We start from the raw sequence: 16,794 nt of genomic DNA on the forward strand, positions 1-16,794 counted from the left end.
CGTGGCCGTCCCCAAGCGCAAGATGTCGCGCAGCAACACCCGGTCCCGCCGGGCGAACTGGAAGGCCGCGGCGGTCGCGACCGTCGCCTGCCCGCAGTGCAAGTCCGCGAAGCTGCCGCACGCCGCCTGCTCGGTCTGCGGCACCTACAACGGCCGTCAGGTCCTTGAGGTCTGACCCGGACGGCGCGTGACGTCTCCGACCGCAGGTCGGGCGACGCACTCACCCCGGCGGTCGCCCGCAACTCCGGCCGACGCCGGCCGGCCCAGGCCGGCCGGCGTCGAGACGGAGTCGGACGTCGCACGGATCGCCGTTGACCTCCTCGGCGGGGACGACGCTCCCGCCGTCGTGGTGGACGGCGCTCTGCGGGCGGTGTGCGACGACCCGGACCTGCACCTGCTACTCGTCGGGCCGACCAGGGCCGCCGGCGCGTTGATCGACGCCCTGGACCCGGCACAACGGGACCGGATCACGGTCCGGCCGACGCACGCCGTCGTCGACATGGCCGACGACCCCAGCGCGGCCCGCGCCGAGACCACCGTCCGGGCAGCCACGGCAGCCGTCCGGGCCGGGTACGCCGACGCGCTGGTCTCCGCCGGCTCCACCGGCGCGACCGTCACCGCCGCCGCCCTCGGGCTCGGACGCTGGCCCGACGTGCGACACCCGGCCCTCGCCGCCGCGTTGCCCGGCGTCTCCGGCATCGTCGTCCTGCTCGACGTCGGTGGCTCGCTGGAGCCGACCCCGGCGACCCTCGCGCGACACGCCGCGCTCGGTGCCGCCTACGCCTCGGTCGCCCACGGCGTCACCGCACCCCGGGTGGGGTTGCTCTCGGTCGGCACCGAAACCGGCAAGGGCGACCGGACCCGTCGACTCACCGACCCCATACTCAGCGCGGCGACGCTGCCCGGCGACGCTCGCTACGTCGGGCTCGTCGAGGGGTACGACGTCTGTCTCGGCACGCGCGCCGATGTGGTGGTCACCGACGGGTTCACCGGTAACGTGCTGCTCAAAGCCGTCGAAGGCGCGTACGCCATGGCCGGTGGAACCCCGCCCGGTGGTGGCGCGCCCCGGGCGGCGGCGCTGCTCGGAGTGGCCGGCACCGTCGTCGTCTGCCACGGCGCAGCCCGCGCCGAGGACATCGCCTCCGGCATCGCCCTGGCCGCTCACCTCTGGCGGCGCGACGCCACCGCGCGGGTGGCCGCGCTGCTCGCCGGGGACCGCACCGATCGCACGACCGACACCGAGGTACGCACATGAGCAACGACAAGCGCCGGCGGCCCGCAATCGGCCACTTGGAGGCCGCCTTCGGCATATCACTGGATCCGGAACTGCTGGAACGCGCGCTCACCCACCGCTCGTACGCGTACGAGAACGGCGGTCTGCCCACCAACGAGCGACTGGAGTTTCTCGGTGACTCGGTGCTGGGCGTGGTGATCACGACCGCGCTCTTCCAGAACCATCCCGACCTGCCGGAAGGCCAGCTCGCGAAGCTACGGGCCAGCGTGGTCAACATGCGTGCGCTCGCCGACGTGGCACGCGGCCTGGGCCCCGACGGGCTCGGCCCCTACCTGCTGCTCGGCAAGGGCGAGGAGACCACCGGCGGTCGGGACAAGGCCAGCATCCTCGCGGACACCCTGGAAGCGCTGCTCGGCGCGATCTACCTCCAGTACGGGCTGGACACCGCCGCCATCGTCATCCACCGACTGTTCGACCCGCTGATGGCCGAGTCCGCCGGCCGGGGCGCCGCACTGGACTGGAAGACCAGCCTCCAGGAACTGACCGCCGCGCTCGGCCTCGGCGTTCCGGAATACCGGATCGAGGGGACCGGGCCGGACCACCTGAAGACGTTCACCGCGTGGGTGGTGGTCGCCGGCAACCGCTACGGCGGCGCCGACGGGCGGAGCAAGAAGGAGGCCGAGCAGCGGGCGGCGGAGTCGGCGTGGCGGACCCTCACCGAGCAGGCCGAGTCGACCGTCGACGGCTCGGCGGAGGAGCAGTCGGACGCGCTGGTCGGCGACGAGCGGAACCTGGTGGGCGAGGTCGAAGCCCAGGCACACCATGCCTGAGCTGCCGGAGGTGGAAACCGTCCGGCAGGGGCTGTCCCGCTGGGTCACCGGCCGCCGGATCCTGTCGGTGGAGGTGCGCCACCCCCGGGCGGTCCGTCGGCACGTACCCGGTGGGGCCCACTTCGCGGACGTGCTGGCCGGTCGGAAGGTGCTCGACGTGCGGCGGCGCGGCAAGTACCTCTGGCTCCCGCTGGACAGCGGTGATGCCGTCGTCGGGCATCTCGGGATGTCCGGGCAACTGCTGTTGCAACCGGCGGACGCGCCCGACGAGACACACCTGCGGGTCCGGTTCCGTTTCGACGACGGCGGTCCTGAGCTGCGCTTCGTCGATCAGCGCACGTTCGGTGGGCTGTCGGTCAGCGAGGGTGGGGGCACCCTGCCGGCGGAGATCGCCCACATCGCCCGTGACCCGCTGGATCCGGAGTTCTCCGACGCGGAGTTCGTGGCCGCGCTGCGCCGCCGGCGTACCGAGGTCAAGCGGGCGCTGCTCGACCAGAGCCTGATCTCCGGCGTGGGAAACATCTACGCCGACGAGGCGCTGTGGCGGGCAGGGTTGCACGGCACCCGGTCCACCGACGCGCTGACCGGCCCGGCCGCCCAGCGACTGCTCGCGCACGTGCGGGACGTCCTCGGCGAGGCGATCATCGCGGGCGGCACCAGCTTCGACGCCCTCTACGTCAACGTCAACGGCGAGAGCGGCTACTTCGACCGGTCGTTGAACGCGTACGGACGGGAGGGGCAGCCCTGCCGTCGCTGCGGCGCGCCGATCCGCCGTGAGGCGTTCATGAACCGCTCGTCGTACAGCTGCCCCCGGTGCCAGCCCCGCCCCCGAAGCGTGCCCCGCCCGACATCAAGGAGAAGAGCAGGGTAGGCGCCAGGCGTCCAGGGTGCGGTTCTTGCGGATGGAGGCGAAGCCGTAGCCGACGCTGGTCACGCAGAAGTCGGTGGTGGCACCGGAGTACTCGACGTGGAACACCGGCTTGCCGGCGTCGGTGAAGGGCAGCAACTTGTCGCACTGGCCCAGCCGTACGCACTCCTCGTTGACGGCGAAGTCGAAGTCCGGTGCCAGCGCGGCGACCTGCGCCAGATCGCCCAGCAGGCCGGGGGAGAGATCGAGCGAGCGGGCCAGCTCGGCGACCCGACGGTTGAACGTCAACTGGTGGTCGAAGTCCAGCGGAAAGCCGGAACGCTTGTCGTAGCCGTCGGCGTCGGCGAAGAGCACCGCGCCGAACCCCTTCCCACGGCAGAGCCGGAACCGGTCGGCGAGCACCGGGCGCAGGACCTCCCATTGGCGTACGTCCAACCAGACGCGGCCGGTGCGGGCCGCTGGGGCACCGCGTACCTGCGCTGGATAGCGGCTGGCGTCGGGATCCGTCGGCTGCACCGAGCCGATGTGCACCTGGCAGACCAGCCGGCGGCTCCGGGAGCGTAGCTCCGCGGTCTCTGCGGCGGTGGTGTCGACCGGGTCGAGGACGAACACCTCCGCCTCGACCTCCGGATCGAGCACCCCGTCCAGCTGCCACTGCCACTGCCAGTGTCGCGCCGAGGCGGTGGGCCAACTAATCGGTGCTCCGGGCGGCGTCAGCTCCGGCCGGCAGGCCGCCACCGTGACCAGCAGCGTGAACGTCAGGCCGGCAGGCAGCGCCCGGCGGTGCATCCACCGCGCCGGTCGCCCGCCCAGGCCGCTCCGCATCGCCAGCTCCGCAGGTCGCGGGGCGGCATCGGGCCGCCCGAGCCGGTACGCCGGGTCTCGACGTACCCCACCCGGTCAAACGAGCACGGACCCGACAAGGACTCGCACTCAGCGCGGTGCGGCGAAGACCTGCGTCCAGTACGGTCCGTTGCTGCTCGCCACGCCGACGCCGATCTCGGTGAAGGCACAGTTGAGGATGTTCTGCCGGTGCCCGGGGCTGTTCATCCAGGCGTCCATGACGGCCGCCGGCGTGCGCTGGTTCCAGGCGACGTTCTCGCCGTAGGTGCGCCAGGAGTAGTTGACCCGGTCGATCCGGTCACCGGGATCGCTGCCGTCGCTGCCGGTGTGCGACATGTTCTGGTGGTCGGCCTGGTCCTGGCTGTGCCGCTGGGCTGCAGTCATCAGCTTGTCGTCGATGCTCAGCGCACCGCAGCCGGCCTTCGCCCGCTCGGCGTTGGCCAGCGCGACCACCTCGGCCGCTTCGGAGGCGACGCCGCCGCCGGAGGAGGACGGGCTGGCCGAGGCACCGCGGCTCGGGCTGCCCTGGCGGTCGGCATTGAGCCGGGAAGGCGCCGTGCTGCGCGAGGGTGCGGGCTTGGTTCGGGCGGCCCGGCTCGGGGACGGCGACGCGGTGGCGGCACTGGGGGAGGCGCTGGCGCTGGCGCTGGGGCTCGGACTCAGGCTCTCGGGCAGGTCCAGCGACAGCGCCTGGTCCTCCTCCGGGGCGGCCGGCGCGCTGGCGATCGGTGCCTCGCCGGCCGTGGTGTCGGCGGGGGTGTCGTCGCCGGGCAACGCGAGCGCCGCGACTCCGATGCTCACCACGAGGGTGGCCGCCGCGGCGGCGCCACCCATCACCAGGGGACGCGACCGCCGACGGGACCGACGGGCCCGGCCAGCCGGATCGAGCCCCGGCTCGTCGGCGCCGGCCAACTCGGTCTGTGCCGACCCGTAGGGAGAACGGACGACCGGTTCGGCGTACGCATCGGTCCGGTCGCGGTAGCCGGCGGACTGATCGGCGTACCGGTTGGGCCGATCATCGTAGCTGTACGGGTCACCCTGCGGTGACGCGTGGTGCGTGGGCCAACCAGCGGTATGCAGGTCGGTGGCGTCCTCGTCGCGGTGGTGACGTCCGGTCTCCGGCCAGGACGACGCGGAGGTGCTGTACCAGTCCTGTCCTGCTGTCGGGTACGACTGCTCAGTCGGCTGGTGATAACGCGGAGCGTCGGATCGCCACTGCTCGGTCGGCTGGTCGCGGTACCACCCGACGGACGGCTCCTCCGGATCGTCGCCGAACAGATAGGACGACCGTGGCGCCGGCCGGTCGGTCAACCAGGCCGGATCCTCCGTCGGCGGTTCCGGTCGCCGGGGGGCGTGTTCGGGGTCGATCGGATCATTCCAGCCGTGCACGCCTGTCGCCTCCACGCGTCAGTTGATAGCCGGGGTGACGCTACGTGTGTGTCTGAGCAGCAGCAATCTGGCTAAGGAAGAGTTAAGAGGGGCTTGTACGTCCGGGTGAGGTGTTCGGTGATTTCGGAGCGTAGAGTCGAGACGTCCGGACAGAGCGTGTCCGCGCCTCGTGGCAGCCTCCCGGGACGGGTGAGGCCGACGCCGAGATGATCTACGGCCTGCGTGAACTTGACGAATCAGGGGCTGTCGGCTCAATATGGTGATGTCGCCAGTCGCGCCCGGCCATGCCCAGGAATCGTGGGAATGGTAGTCGCGTTCACATGGGCGCGCGTTGGCCGGCCTCTCCGGCAGCGCACATCAAGGAGTAAAAATGGCGAAGGCCCTCTACGGCCACGTAGGTGCGGCGCCCGACCGGCGCCTGCTCGACGAGGTCACCCGACTGCGTGCCAGGGTTCAGTCACTTGAGTTCGAGGTCACCCGGCTGCGAGCTGAGAACGATCGGCTCGCGGCGGCTGCGGCAGAGGCGGACGATCTGCTCCGTCTGGCCGAGCCCGCGCTGACCTGACCCACCTGGTCGCCGACAAGAGCGACTGCACCCAACTGGTCGCTACAACTGAACAGCACCATCGCACTGAGCGCGCCGACACGATGTGCCGGCGCGCAGCTCTGTGCGTACCCGAGCGGTATCGGCCGTTCGGGGCGGGGGCACGGCCCGGACGGTGTCGACGACCGGCAGGCGGGTCGCGTCGCGTGCTCCACCCGGTCCCGGGTTAGTCTGCGGGTTTACCAGGGTCCGCGCAGCCGGGCGACGGTACGGCGGCCACCGGACGAGGATCGAGAAGGTGCATCTCAAGAGTCTGACGGTGAAGGGCTTCAAGTCCTTCGCCTCCGCGACGACGCTCAAGCTGGAGCCGGGGATCACCTGTGTGGTGGGTCCGAACGGCTCCGGCAAGTCCAACGTCGTCGACGCCATCGCGTGGGTGCTCGGCGAGCAGGGCGCGAAGGCGCTGCGTGGCGGCAAGATGGAGGACGTCATCTTCGCCGGCACCGCCGGCCGGGCTCCGCTGGGCCGCGCCGAGGTGACCCTCACCATCGACAACACCGACGGTGCCCTACCGATCGAGTACACGGAAGTCTCCATCACCCGCCGGATGTTCCGCTCCGGCGAGAGCGAATACGAGATCAACGGTGACTCGTGCCGTCTGCTCGACATTCAGGAACTGCTGTCGGACTCCGGCATCGGCCGGGAGATGCACATCATCGTCGGGCAGGGCCGGCTCGACGGGATGCTGCACGCCAAGCCGGAGGACCGGCGGGCGTTCATCGAGGAGGCGGCCGGCGTCCTCAAGCACCGCAAGCGCAAGGAAAAGGCGCTGCGCAAGCTCGACGCGATGCAGACCAACCTGAACCGGCTCACCGACCTCACGGCGGAGCTGCGTCGACAGCTCAAACCGCTCGGTCGGCAGGCCGAGGTGGCGCGCCGGGCCGCCGTGATCCAGGCCAACCTGCGCGACGCCCGGCTGCGGTTGCTCGCCGACGACCTCGCCACCCTGCGGACCACGCTGGACAAGGAGATCGCGGACGAGACCGCCCTGCGGCAGCGACGCGAACAGGTCGAGGCCGAGCACGCCGAGGTGCAGTCCCGCCTCGGCGAGTTGGAGGAGGCGCTGGCCTCCGACGCCCCGCTGCTGGCCGCCGCACAGGACACCTGGTACAAGCTCTCCGCGTTGCAGGAGCGGTTCCGCTCCATCGAACAGCTCGCGGTCGAGCGGTTGCGGCACCTCAGCGCCACGCCGGACGACGAGCGCCCGGGCCGGGATCCGGAGCAACTGGAGGCCGAGGCCGAACGGGTACGCGAGCAGGAGGACGAACTGCGCGCGGCGCTCACCGACGACCAGGTCCGACTCGCCGAGGCGGTCGAGCACCGGCAGGAACTGGAGCGGCAGCTCGCCGCCGCCGAGCGGGAACTCGTCGCCGCAGCGAAGGCGATCGCCGATCGGCGTGAGGGCCTGGCCCGGCTGACCGGGCAGGTCAACTCCGCTCGGGCGCGGACCACCAGCGCCGGTGAGGAGATCGAGCGGCTCGCCGCCGCGCACACCGACGCGTTGGCGCGTGCCGAGCGGGCCCAGGCGGAGCTGGACGCGGTCGCCGAACAGTCCACCGAGGCCGACCGCGACAACGCCGACCTGGATGCCCGGCACGCCGAGGCGGTCGCCGTCCAGGAACAGGCCCAGGCGACGGTCCGGTCCCTGTCCGACGCGGAACGGGCGGCGGAGAAGGACGCCGCGACCTGGAAGGCCCGCGAGGAGGCGCTCGCTCTCGGCCTGCGGCGCAAGGACGGCGCCGGGGCCCTGCTGGCCCGCGCCGACCAGGTGCCCGGCCTGTTGGGTGGCCTCGCCGGCCTGCTCACGGTGGCTCCGGGTCACGAGGCGGCGCTCGCCGCGGCGCTCGGTGGGCTGGCCGACGCGGTCGCGGTGACCGGGGTGGACGAGGCCGTCGAGGCGATGCGTCTGCTGAAGATCTCCGACGCCGGGCGGGCCGGGCTGCTCGTCGGTTCACCGGCCGGGCCGGGCATGTCCGGCACGCCCGACGCGTTGCGTCCGAAACTGCCCGACGGCGCCCTATGGGCACCCGACCTGGTCGACTGCGACGCCCAGATCCGGCCTGCGGTGCACCGGGCCCTGCGTGACGTGGTTCTGGTGGACGACCTGTCCACCGCCGCCGAGGTGGTCACCGGCAACCCCGAACTGCGTGCGGTCACCCGGGAGGGTGACGTGGTCGGCGCGTACGCGGCGGCCGGCGGATCCGCCAAGGCGCCCAGTTACATCGAGGTGCAGGCGGCCGTAGAGGAAGCCCGGGCGAGCCGGCTGGCGGCCGAGCGGACCAGCGTCGAACTGCGGGAACAGTTGGTCGAGGCACGCGCCGAGGTGGCCACCGCCAAGGAGGCGGTGCAACACGCCGCAGCAGCGAAGCGGGAGGCGGAGAGCCACCGCAACGCCGCGGCGCGGCGGCTGGCCGAACTGGGGGCCGCCGCGCGGTCGGCGAAGGCGGAAACCGACCGGCTCGGCGAGTCCCGCTCGCGTGCCGAGGCGGCCCGGGAACAGGATCTGACCACCCTGGCCGAGCTGGAGGAGCGGCTGCGGCTGGCGGAGGCCACCCCGATCGACGCGGAACCCTCCACCGAAGAACGTGACCAGCTCGCCGCCATGGTGCCGCAGGCCCGGCAGAACGAGATGGAGGTCCGGCTCGCGGTGCGTACCGCCGAGGAGCGGGTCGCCTCCATCGCCGGACGGGCCGACTCACTGCGTCGCCAGGCCGGTGCCGAGCGGGCGGCCCGGGAGCGGGCGGCGGCCCGCCGCGCGGCGCGGACCCGGGGCGCCGCCATCGCCCGCGCGGTGGCCGGTGGTGCCCGGGCGGCGTTGACCCAGCTGACCGAGAGCATCGCCCGGGCGGAGGAGCACCGCGACGCGGTGGCACGCGAACGGGCCACCCGCGAGGCGGAGCTGCAGGAGGTGCGGGCCGCCGCGAAACGGTTCGGTGCGGAACTGGAACGGCTCACCAGCCAGGTGCACCGCGACGAGGTGGCCCGTGCCGAGCAGCGGCTGCGCATCGAGCAGTTGGAGGCCAAGGCCGCCGAGGACTTTGGCCTGACGGTCGAGACCCTGATCGCCGAGTACGGCCCGACGCAGTTGGTGCCCCCCACCGAGGCCGAGGTGGCCGCCGCCGAGCGGGACGGCCTCGCGGTGCCCGAGCCGGTCCGCTACGAACGCCCGGTACAGGAGAAGCGGGCCGCCAAGGCGGAACGGGAACTGGCCCTCCTCGGGAAGGTCAACCCGCTCGCGCTGGAAGAGTTCGCGGCGCTGGAGGAGCGGTACAAGTTCCTCTCCGAGCAGTTGGAGGATCTCAAGGCGACCCGACGTGACCTGCTCACCGTGGTCAAGGATGTCGACGACCGGATCCTGGAGGTCTTCGCCAGCGCCTTCGCCGACACCGCCCGGGAGTTCGAGCAGGTCTTCACCGTGCTGTTCCCCGGTGGCGAGGGCCGGTTGGTCCTCACCGACCCGGAGGATCTGCTGACCACCGGCGTCGAGGTCGAGGCCCGCCCGCCGGGAAAGAAGATCAAGCGGCTGTCGCTGCTCTCCGGCGGCGAACGTTCCCTGACCGCGGTGGCGATGCTGGTGGCCATCTTCCGCGCCCGGCCCAGCCCGTTCTACATCATGGACGAGGTGGAGGCGGCCCTCGACGACGTGAACCTGGGCCGACTGATCACCCTGCTGGCTCAGCTACGGGAGAAGAGCCAGCTCATCGTCATCACGCACCAGAAGCGAACCATGGAGATCGCCGACGCGCTCTACGGTGTGACGATGCGCGGCGGGGTGACCCAGGTGATCAGTCAACGGCTCAACCGGGCCGATGGGGACGACGAGCGGCAGGGCCGCGGCGAGGAGAACGGGTAGTGGCTCGGGAACGCGCGACGGCGCTCCTGGTGGACTTCGACGGGGTGCTGCGGCGCTGGGATCCGGCGGTTGCCGCCAGCGTCGAGCGGGAGTACGGCCTCTCCACCGGTGTGCTCGGCGAGATCGCCATGCAGTGGGGGCGGCTGCAACCGGTGCTCACCGGTCAGGTCAGTCACGCCGACTGGATGACCAGCGTGGCCGAAGCGCTCACCCCGTCAGTGGGGGACGTCGAGCGGGCCCGCGCGGCGGTGGAGCAGTGGCAGCGCTATCGCGGTGAGGTTGACCCGGAGGTGCTGGCGTTCGTCCGCGAGGTGAGGGCCGCCGGCGTCCGGGTCGGGCTCGGCACCAACGCGACCGACCTGCTCGACGCCGACCTGGCCGCGCTCGGCCTGACCGACGAGTTGGATGTGGTGGTGAACTCCTCGGTCATCGGGGTGCACAAGCCGGCGCCCGAGTACTTCCAGGCCGCCTGCGCGGCGCTGGAGACCTCGCCGGCCCGGGTGCTCTTCGTCGACGACGAGGACCGGGCGATCAGCGGCGCGCGGGCGGCCGGGCTGTCGGCGTACCGCTGGAACGGGCCGGCTGACCTGCGTTACCTGCGGGCCGCACTGGCCGGTTGAGGCACGGCCGGCGAACCGTTGCCGACCGGCCGTGCGCTGCGTCACTCGCCGACGACGCCGTCGATGCGCTCGCGGATCAGGTCGGCGTGCCCGTTGTGCCGGGCGTACTCCTCGATCATGTGGACGTAGACCCACCGCAGGTTGAAGGTCCGCCGCTTCGGACCGACCTCGGTGAACGTCTCGTCGAGCGACCGGCCGACGACGGCGGCGCGGGCCAGCGCAACCTCCCGGTGGTAGGTGGCGAAGTCCGCCTCGGCGTCGGCGGTGCTGACGTCGAGGTCGGCGTCCGGATTTTCCGTCGTGTAGTAGGGGTAGTCGACCTGCTCACCGAGGAAGTTCTCCCGGAACCACCAGGCCTCCACCTCCGCCAGATGCCGGACCAGCCCGAGCAGGGTGAGGCCGGACGGCTCGACGCTGGCGGTGCGCAGCTGCTCGGTGGTGAGTCCGGCGCACTTCAGCAGGAGGGTCTGCCGGTGGTAGTCGAGCCAGCCTTCCAACATGGTGCGTTCGTCGCCGACATAGGGCTCGGGGGTTCGGTCGATCTGCGGTGCTGTCCACGTCATTCGAGGATTCTGGCCGGTACGTCCGACAGTCGGCGACGGGATTCCGGACCGGTCGGCTCGACTACGTCGTCGACGTGCCGTGCGCGAGCCGTTGCCGTGCGACCTCGTGCAGGTGACCGTCTTCGGTGGTGCCCTCGATGATCACCTCGGCCCCACGGCCGGCGTGGGTGAGCGTCGCCACGGCGTTGCCGAAGTAGGGCCCGGCCAGCTTGCGCCACTTCACCAGGGGGCGGCGTACCCCGGCGGTGCGGGCCAGGGCACGGGCCGCCCCGGCCGGGCCACGCGCCCACCCGAGCCGCATCAACGGGCGCAGCCCGGCCGGCACCTGGTTGTGGATCGGCGAGCAGGTGAGCTGGTGCACCGGAGTGTGCACCCCGGCGTCGGCGAACCGGACCCGCGCCACGTACGAGTGGTGCACGTCGCCGGAGAGCACACTGATCGAGGCCGGTGGCGGGTACGCCGGCCCGGCGCCCTTCCGGTCGTCGGGCGTGCCCGGCGCGCCCGCGCCGATGCGGGCGAACAGCTCCGCCAGCGCGTCGAACGAGCGGCGGAACGCGGCCCAGTGCTCCAGGTCCAGACCTCGACGCAGGTGTTCGCCCAGTCTGGCGACCCACGGTCGGGGCGAGTCGGCCAGTTTCTCGTTCCACGCCTCGACGTGGTGGATGCCCGGCGGCAGGAGCCAGGGCAGCGAGGAGCCGACGACCAGGTGGTCGTAGCCGCCATGAGCGCGGTCGACGAACCACGCCCACTCGCCGGGCGGCAGCATCGCCCGCCGACCGGGTAGCAGCACCCGGCTGCACCGGTTGTCGAGCATCACCAGCCGGGTGCGCCCCAGGTCGAGCGCGTAGCTCCACTGGTACTGCACCGCACGCCAGCGCTCGGTGTCGTGGGCCAGGTCGGCCTCAGTGTCGACCCGCGCACCGAACTCCCGCAGCACCTCGGTGGCGTCCTCCGCCGCGCTGACCTTGGCGAAGACCGGGTCGGTCGCGATCTCGTCCGGGGAGAGGTTGCCCAGGTGCTGGTAGACCCAGTAGGAAGCCAGGCCGCTGGCGATCCGCTCGGCCCACCACGGCTGTTCGCGCATCTCGGCGCGCCAGGAGGCCGAGGTGTTCCAGTCGTCGATGATCTCGTGATCGTCGAAGATCATCACGCTCGGCACGGTGGAGAGGAGCCAGCGGATCTCCGGGTCGCTCCACGATTCCAGATAGAGCTTGGTGTACTCGTCGAAGCTGACCACCTGGTCGCTCGGGGCGTTCGCCGGACGCCGCCGCCGACGGCGCAGCAGCCGCTTCACGGTGGGCGAGGTCTCATCGGCGTAGACCTGGTCGCCGAGCAGCACCAGCAGGTCGGGCAGGGCCGCCGGGTCGGGGTCGGCCATCACCCGTCGGGCGTACGCGTCGAGCGCGTCCGGCGGCAGCTTACGGGTGGTCGCGTGCTGGGTGGTCTCCCGACAGGAACCGAAGAGCAGGCGGACCGGCTGGTCCCGATCGTCGGCGGCCCGGGTACGGATGACACTGGGCGGGAAGCGACTCTCCGGCAGGGGCCAGACGATCTCGTCGTCGATCAGGACTTCGTACCGGGTGGTGCTGTCCGGGGTGAGCCCGTCGACCACCACCAGCGCGTAGTGGTGGTCGTACGCGCTGAAGGTGGGTGCGGTGCCGGTGGTGCCGTCGCCCGCGCGGACGGTTACCACCGCCGGTGCCGTGGTCTCCACCCACACGGTGGCCCGCGTGCCGACGACCCGGCGTAGCAGGGGGCCGATGAGCAGTTCGGCGGGCATAACGGGGACCTCCAGACGAGAGAACTTCATCCTTTACTACCCGGCCGCTGGTGCACCACTGCCAACTGTGGCCGAGACTACCGCCGCTGCCTGGACCGTTGCCGCAGCGGCGGGTGCCCGGGAAACCGCCGGGGCCGGCGGGACCGGTGGCTGAGACGCGGTCGTCGGCATCTGACAGGATTCCGGCATGACGGAATACCTCCTGATCGCTCTCGCCCTGCTCGGTCTGCTGATCCTCGGCGGCCTCGGGTTGGTCGTGCCGCGGCTGCGCCGACGGCCGCAGCCGCCGCTGCCGCGTACGGAGGTCGACACCCGGGCGGAGGAAGACCTCGCCGGTCCGCCGGTGCAGGCGCCGGAGTCGGATCTGTCCACCGGCGTCCTGGTCGAACCGCCGGTCATCGAGGCACCGCCGACCGTCGAGGTACCCGAGCCGACCGCCGGACGGCTGGTGCGGCTGCGGTCCCGGCTGTCGCGGTCGCAGAACGTCTTCGGCAAGGGCCTGCTCGGCCTGCTCAGCCGCGACCGGCTCGACGAGGACGTCTGGGAGGAGATCGAGGACAGCCTGATCACCGCTGACGTGGGCGTCGACGCCACCCGGGACATCGTCGACCGGCTGCAGGAGCGGACCCGGGTGCTGGGCACCCGTTCGGTGGCCGAACTGCGCGCCCTGCTCGCGGCCGAGCTGGTCAACGCGCTCGACCCGGGGTTGGACCGGTCGCTGCACACCGCCCCGAAGGAGGGCGCACCGGCGGTGCTGCTCGTGGTCGGAGTCAACGGCGCGGGCAAGACCACCACCTGCGGCAAGATCGCTCGGGTGCTCATCGCCGACGGCCGGAGCGTGCTGCTCGGCGCCGCCGACACCTTCCGGGCCGCCGCCGCCGACCAGTTGCAGACCTGGGCCGGGCGCGTCGGTGCCGAGACGGTCCGTGGTCCCGAGGGCGCCGACCCGGCCAGCGTCGCCTTCGACGCGGTCAAGCGGGGCATCGAGACCGGCGTGGACACCGTCCTCATCGACACCGCCGGCCGCCTGCAGAACAAGATCGGCCTGATGGACGAGCTGGGCAAGGTCAAGCGGGTGGTGGAGAAGCACGGCCCGATCGACGAGACACTGCTGGTGCTCGACGCGACAACCGGTCAGAACGGGCTGGAGCAGGCCCGGGTCTTCACCGAGGTGGTCAACGTCACCGGCGTGGTGCTCACCAAGCTCGATGGCACCGCCAAGGGCGGCATCGTCATCGCCGTGCAGCGCAAGCTCGGCATCCCGGTGAAGCTGGTCGGCCTCGGCGAGGGCGCGGACGACCTGGCGCCGTTCGACCCGGCGCAGTTCGTCGACGCGTTGCTGGGCACCGAGCCCACCGGTCAGACCGCGTAACCTCGGGTGACCAGAGACGATCGGGCGTACGCGGGCTGGCGGGATCCGAGCTACCCGTCGCAGCGCCTCGGGAGACCGTACGTGACTTCGCAGGAGATCCCGCTGCACGGCGGAAACGTGAGCACCGTGGTGCGGGTCGGTGACACGGTGCGGCGCAACGCCGGGCCGTGGACCCCGTCGGTGCACGCCCTGCTGCGTCACCTGGAGTACGTCGGGTTCACCGGTGCGCCCCGGGCCCTCGGCATGGACGAGCGCAACCGGGAGGTGCTGTCGTACCTGGAGGGGGAGTGCGGGGAGTATCCGCTGGCCCCGCACTGGGTCACCGACGAGGCCCTGGTCACCGTCGCCACCATGCTGCGCATGTTCCACGACGCCCAGTACGGTTTCGTGCCGCCGCCGCAGGCGGTGTGGCGCTCGTTCGGCCCGCCACCGCCGGACACCGAGGTCATCTGTCATCACGATGCGGCACCGCACAACGTGATCTGGCGGCCGGACGGCACGCTCGGGCTGATCGACTTCGATCTGGCCTCGCCCGGCGCCCGTATCTACGACGTGGCGTACGCGGCCTGGACCTGGGTACCGATCTTCTCCGACCGGGACTCCATCACGCTCGGCTGGAAGCGCCCTGACCGGCCCCGAAGGCTGCGGCTCTTCGCCGACGCGTACGGGCTCATTCCGCGTGACCGGCACCGGTTGATCCGCACCATCCGCAAGCGGATCGTCGACCACGTGGAGGGCATCCGCCGGATGGCCGCGGCGGGAGAGCCGGCGTTCGTCCGGATCGTGCACAAGGGACACCTGCGTCGGCCGATGCGGGATCTGCGGTTGCTCGATTACGAGCGGCACGCCCTGGAGTACGCCCTTCGTTGAGCTGTCGGGGGACGGGTCGGCACCGAACGGCCGATCCACCTCCGTCGAAGCGCCGAGGTGTGCGGTTTTCTTCACACGTCCGAAACAAGCTGTCACTGTCCGGAAACCAGCCTGGGCCCCTGTGCGAAACAGCGGACGACCAGGCTTCCGCGCAACCGGCGTACGGGCGATGGTGCGCGGTGCCGGGAGGGAGGGAACACAACCCGAGAGGAGGCAGCGTGCCGGAGCTAGATTCTGGTGCCACCGCCTGGATTTTGACTTCTGCCGCGCTGGTGTTGCTCATGACGCCCGGCCTGGCGCTGTTCTATGGGGGCATGACCCGGTCCAAGTCCGTGCTCAACATGATGATGATGAGCTTCGGAGCGATCGGCCTGGTCAGCCTGTTGTGGGTGTTCTACGGCTACAGCATCGCATTCGGCGAGGACATCGGCGGGATCACCGGTGATCTCTCCGCCGCCGGTCTGCGCGGCATGTTGGAAAGTGGCACCGAGGGCGGCATCCCCGACCTGCTCTTCGCCGGCTTCCAGTTGATGTTCGCGGTGATCACCGTCGCCCTGATCAGCGGCGCGATCGCCGACCGGGCGAAGTTCGGCCCGTGGCTGCTCTTCGCCGGCCTGTGGGCCACCCTGGTCTACTTCCCGGTCGCGCACTGGGTCTGGGGCGGCGGCTGGATCATGGAGCTCGGCGTGCTCGACTTCGCCGGTGGTACGGCGGTGCACATCAACGCCGGTGCCGCCGCGCTCGCCCTGGCGCTCGTCCTCGGTAAGCGGGTGGGCTGGCCGAAGGACAAGTTCAAGCCGCACAACCTGCCGATGGTGCTGCTCGGCGCGGGCCTGCTGTGGTTCGGCTGGTTCGGCTTCAACGCCGGTTCCGCCGGTGCGGCCAACGGCGCCGCCGCCGTCTCGCTGATCAACACCCAGGTCGCCACCGCCGCCGCGGTGCTCGGCTGGATCGTGGTCGAGTGGCTCCGTGACGGCAAGCCGACCACCCTGGGTGCGGCCTCCGGCGCGGTCGCCGGTCTGGTCGGCATCACCCCCGCCTGTGCGTTCCTGGAACCACTGGGCGCCATCGCCCTCGGCCTGGTCGCCGGCGCGATCTGCGCGCTCGCGGTCGGCCTGAAGTACAAGCTCAAGTACGACGACTCGCTCGACGTGGTCGCCGTGCACATGGTCGGCGGCATCATCGGCTCGCTGCTCATCGGCTTCCTCGCCATCGAGGTGCTGGCCGGTGAGGGCAACGCCGGTCTGTTCTACGGCGGCGGCATCAAGTTGCTGGGTCTTCAGGCGGTCGGTGTGATCGCGGTACTGGTCTACTCGTTCGTGGTGGCGTACGTCATCGGGTTCGCGATCGAGAAGACCATCGGCTTCCGGCTCAGCGCCGATGCCGAGGTCGAGGGCATCGACAACGCCGAGCACGCGGAGAGCGCGTACGAGTTTAGCTCCACGGGTGGTGGCGGTGGCGCGTTCGCCGCCGCGGGCATCGGTGCCTCGGCCGTGCCGAAGCCCGAGCCCACCGAACCGGTAAGCGAAAAGGTCGCCGGCTAACGTACCTGCGAATGGAGGGCTTGGACATGAAGCTGGTGACCGCGGTCATCAAGCCGCACCAATTGGACGCCGTCAAGGAGGCTCTGCACACGCTGGGCGTGGCCGGGTTGACGGTGAGCGAGGTTCAGGGCTACGGACGGCAGAAGGGCCACACCGAGGTCTACCGAGGCGCCGAGTACACCGTCGAGTTCCTGCCCAAGATCCGGGTGGAGGTGCTCACCGACGAGATCGACGTCGAGAAGATCGTCGACGCCGTCGTGGCGGCCGCCCGGACGGGCAAGATCGGTGACGGGAAGGTCTGGGTGACTGCCGTCGAGGAGGTCGTCCGGGTCCGTACCGGCGAACGCGGCCTGGACGCACTGTAGGACGAGATCGATGACCTCGTTGACCAGCAGGACAGCCTCGGAACCACCCAGTAGCGCTG

15 protein-coding genes are annotated in these 16,794 nt (G+C 71.3%); 11 read left to right on the forward strand and 4 right to left on the reverse strand.

Translation table 11 applies throughout. The annotated features are described in order from the left end of the window. Window position 1: 1 nt before the first annotated feature. From rpmF to mutM, 4 genes are all read left to right on the forward strand, one after another. Complete coding sequence (gene rpmF, locus Vlu01_RS03575) at window positions 2-175, forward strand: 50S ribosomal protein L32 (RefSeq protein ID WP_091435485.1); 174 nt, start codon at window positions 2-4, stop codon at window positions 173-175. A gap of 129 nt (window positions 176-304) precedes the next feature. After that, window positions 305-1,255, forward strand: a complete 951-nt coding sequence (locus tag Vlu01_RS03580) for a phosphate acyltransferase PlsX (protein ID WP_239095676.1) — start codon at window positions 305-307, stop codon at window positions 1,253-1,255. After that, the gene (gene rnc / locus Vlu01_RS03585; protein ID WP_239095662.1) at window positions 1,252-2,064 is read left to right on the forward strand and encodes a ribonuclease III; all 813 of its coding nucleotides are present in this window, start codon (window positions 1,252-1,254) and stop codon (window positions 2,062-2,064) included. The genes Vlu01_RS03580 and rnc overlap by 4 nt, the downstream gene beginning before the upstream one ends. Continuing rightward, window positions 2,057-2,935, forward strand: coding sequence for a bifunctional DNA-formamidopyrimidine glycosylase/DNA-(apurinic or apyrimidinic site) lyase (gene mutM, locus Vlu01_RS03590; protein WP_203993282.1), 879 nt, complete (start codon window positions 2,057-2,059; stop codon window positions 2,933-2,935). Before rnc ends, mutM begins: the two co-directional genes overlap by 8 nt. Here mutM and Vlu01_RS03595 read toward each other — a convergent pair. After that, the gene (locus Vlu01_RS03595; RefSeq protein ID WP_203993285.1) at window positions 2,915-3,757 is read right to left on the reverse strand and encodes an endo alpha-1,4 polygalactosaminidase; all 843 of its coding nucleotides are present in this window, start codon (window positions 3,755-3,757) and stop codon (window positions 2,915-2,917) included. The two genes, mutM and Vlu01_RS03595, sit on opposite strands and share 21 nt — an antisense overlap. Window positions 3,758-3,865: 108 nt before the next feature. Next, window positions 3,866-5,179, reverse strand: a complete 1,314-nt coding sequence (locus Vlu01_RS03600; protein ID WP_203993288.1) for a CAP domain-containing protein — start codon at window positions 5,177-5,179, stop codon at window positions 3,866-3,868. 355 nt (window positions 5,180-5,534) lie between these two features. On the opposite strand from Vlu01_RS03600, the gene Vlu01_RS03605 reads away from it, so the two are divergent. From Vlu01_RS03605 to Vlu01_RS03615, 3 genes are all read left to right on the forward strand, one after another. After that, complete coding sequence (locus Vlu01_RS03605; RefSeq protein ID WP_093401709.1) at window positions 5,535-5,729, forward strand: hypothetical protein; 195 nt, start codon at window positions 5,535-5,537, stop codon at window positions 5,727-5,729. Window positions 5,730-6,006: 277 nt separating this feature from the next. Beyond that, a complete protein-coding gene (gene smc / locus Vlu01_RS03610; protein WP_203993303.1) occupies window positions 6,007-9,621 on the forward strand; it encodes a chromosome segregation protein SMC in 3,615 nt (1,204 codons plus the stop codon). Beyond that, window positions 9,621-10,241 carry an HAD family hydrolase gene (locus Vlu01_RS03615; protein ID WP_203993306.1) on the forward strand — a complete coding sequence of 207 codons (621 nt, stop codon included), beginning with the start codon at window positions 9,621-9,623 and terminating at the stop codon, window positions 10,239-10,241. The genes smc and Vlu01_RS03615 overlap by 1 nt, the downstream gene beginning before the upstream one ends. A 41-nt stretch (window positions 10,242-10,282) precedes the next feature. Here the strand turns inward: Vlu01_RS03615 and Vlu01_RS03620 are convergent, their stop codons facing one another. Together Vlu01_RS03620 and Vlu01_RS03625 are read right to left on the reverse strand one after the other, a co-directional pair. Beyond that, window positions 10,283-10,804 carry a DinB family protein gene (locus tag Vlu01_RS03620; RefSeq protein ID WP_203993309.1) on the reverse strand — a complete coding sequence of 174 codons (522 nt, stop codon included), beginning with the start codon at window positions 10,802-10,804 and terminating at the stop codon, window positions 10,283-10,285. 61 nt (window positions 10,805-10,865) lie between these two features. Then, window positions 10,866-12,584 (reverse strand): alkaline phosphatase D family protein, encoded by a 1,719-nt coding sequence (locus Vlu01_RS03625; protein WP_203993631.1) that lies wholly within the window; start codon window positions 12,582-12,584, stop codon window positions 10,866-10,868. A gap of 187 nt (window positions 12,585-12,771) precedes the next feature. Between Vlu01_RS03625 and ftsY the strand changes: the two genes are divergently transcribed. The 4 genes from ftsY to Vlu01_RS03645 all read left to right on the forward strand — a co-directional run bounded on the left by ftsY (window position 12,772) and on the right by Vlu01_RS03645 (window position 16,735). Next, entirely contained in the window at window positions 12,772-13,956 is a 1,185-nt protein-coding gene (gene ftsY / locus Vlu01_RS03630; RefSeq protein ID WP_203993312.1) for a signal recognition particle-docking protein FtsY, read from the forward strand. 6 nt (window positions 13,957-13,962) lie between these two features. After that, window positions 13,963-14,826, forward strand: coding sequence for an aminoglycoside phosphotransferase family protein (locus Vlu01_RS03635; protein ID WP_203993315.1), 864 nt, complete (start codon window positions 13,963-13,965; stop codon window positions 14,824-14,826). Window positions 14,827-15,107: 281 nt separating this feature from the next. Next, window positions 15,108-16,370, forward strand: coding sequence for an ammonium transporter (locus Vlu01_RS03640; protein ID WP_239095677.1), 1,263 nt, complete (start codon window positions 15,108-15,110; stop codon window positions 16,368-16,370). A gap of 26 nt (window positions 16,371-16,396) precedes the next feature. Next, window positions 16,397-16,735 (forward strand): P-II family nitrogen regulator, encoded by a 339-nt coding sequence (locus tag Vlu01_RS03645; protein ID WP_196222491.1) that lies wholly within the window; start codon window positions 16,397-16,399, stop codon window positions 16,733-16,735. Window positions 16,736-16,794: the final 59 nt, after the last annotated feature.

The organism is Micromonospora lutea (assembly GCF_016863535.1).
Lineage (GTDB): Bacteria > Actinomycetota > Actinomycetes > Mycobacteriales > Micromonosporaceae > Micromonospora > Micromonospora lutea.

Bases quoted from the DNA above. Each gene is read 5' to 3' on its own strand.
- Vlu01_RS03595 (WP_203993285.1), bottom strand. From the start codon at position 3,757: ATGCGGAGCGGCCTGGGCGGGCGACCGGCGCGGTGGATGCACCGCCGG.
- ftsY (WP_203993312.1), top strand. From the start codon at position 12,772: ATGACGGAATACCTCCTGATCGCTCTCGCCCTGCTCGGTCTGCTGATC.
- mutM (WP_203993282.1), top strand. From the start codon at position 2,057: ATGCCTGAGCTGCCGGAGGTGGAAACCGTCCGGCAGGGGCTGTCCCGC.
- Vlu01_RS03640 (WP_239095677.1), top strand. From the start codon at position 15,108: ATGACGCCCGGCCTGGCGCTGTTCTATGGGGGCATGACCCGGTCCAAG.
- Vlu01_RS03620 (WP_203993309.1), bottom strand. From the start codon at position 10,804: ATGACGTGGACAGCACCGCAGATCGACCGAACCCCCGAGCCCTATGTC.
- Vlu01_RS03605 (WP_093401709.1), top strand. From the start codon at position 5,535: ATGGCGAAGGCCCTCTACGGCCACGTAGGTGCGGCGCCCGACCGGCGC.
- Vlu01_RS03645 (WP_196222491.1), top strand. From the start codon at position 16,397: ATGAAGCTGGTGACCGCGGTCATCAAGCCGCACCAATTGGACGCCGTC.
- rnc (WP_239095662.1), top strand. From the start codon at position 1,252: ATGAGCAACGACAAGCGCCGGCGGCCCGCAATCGGCCACTTGGAGGCC.
- Vlu01_RS03625 (WP_203993631.1), bottom strand. From the start codon at position 12,584: ATGCCCGCCGAACTGCTCATCGGCCCCCTGCTACGCCGGGTCGTCGGC.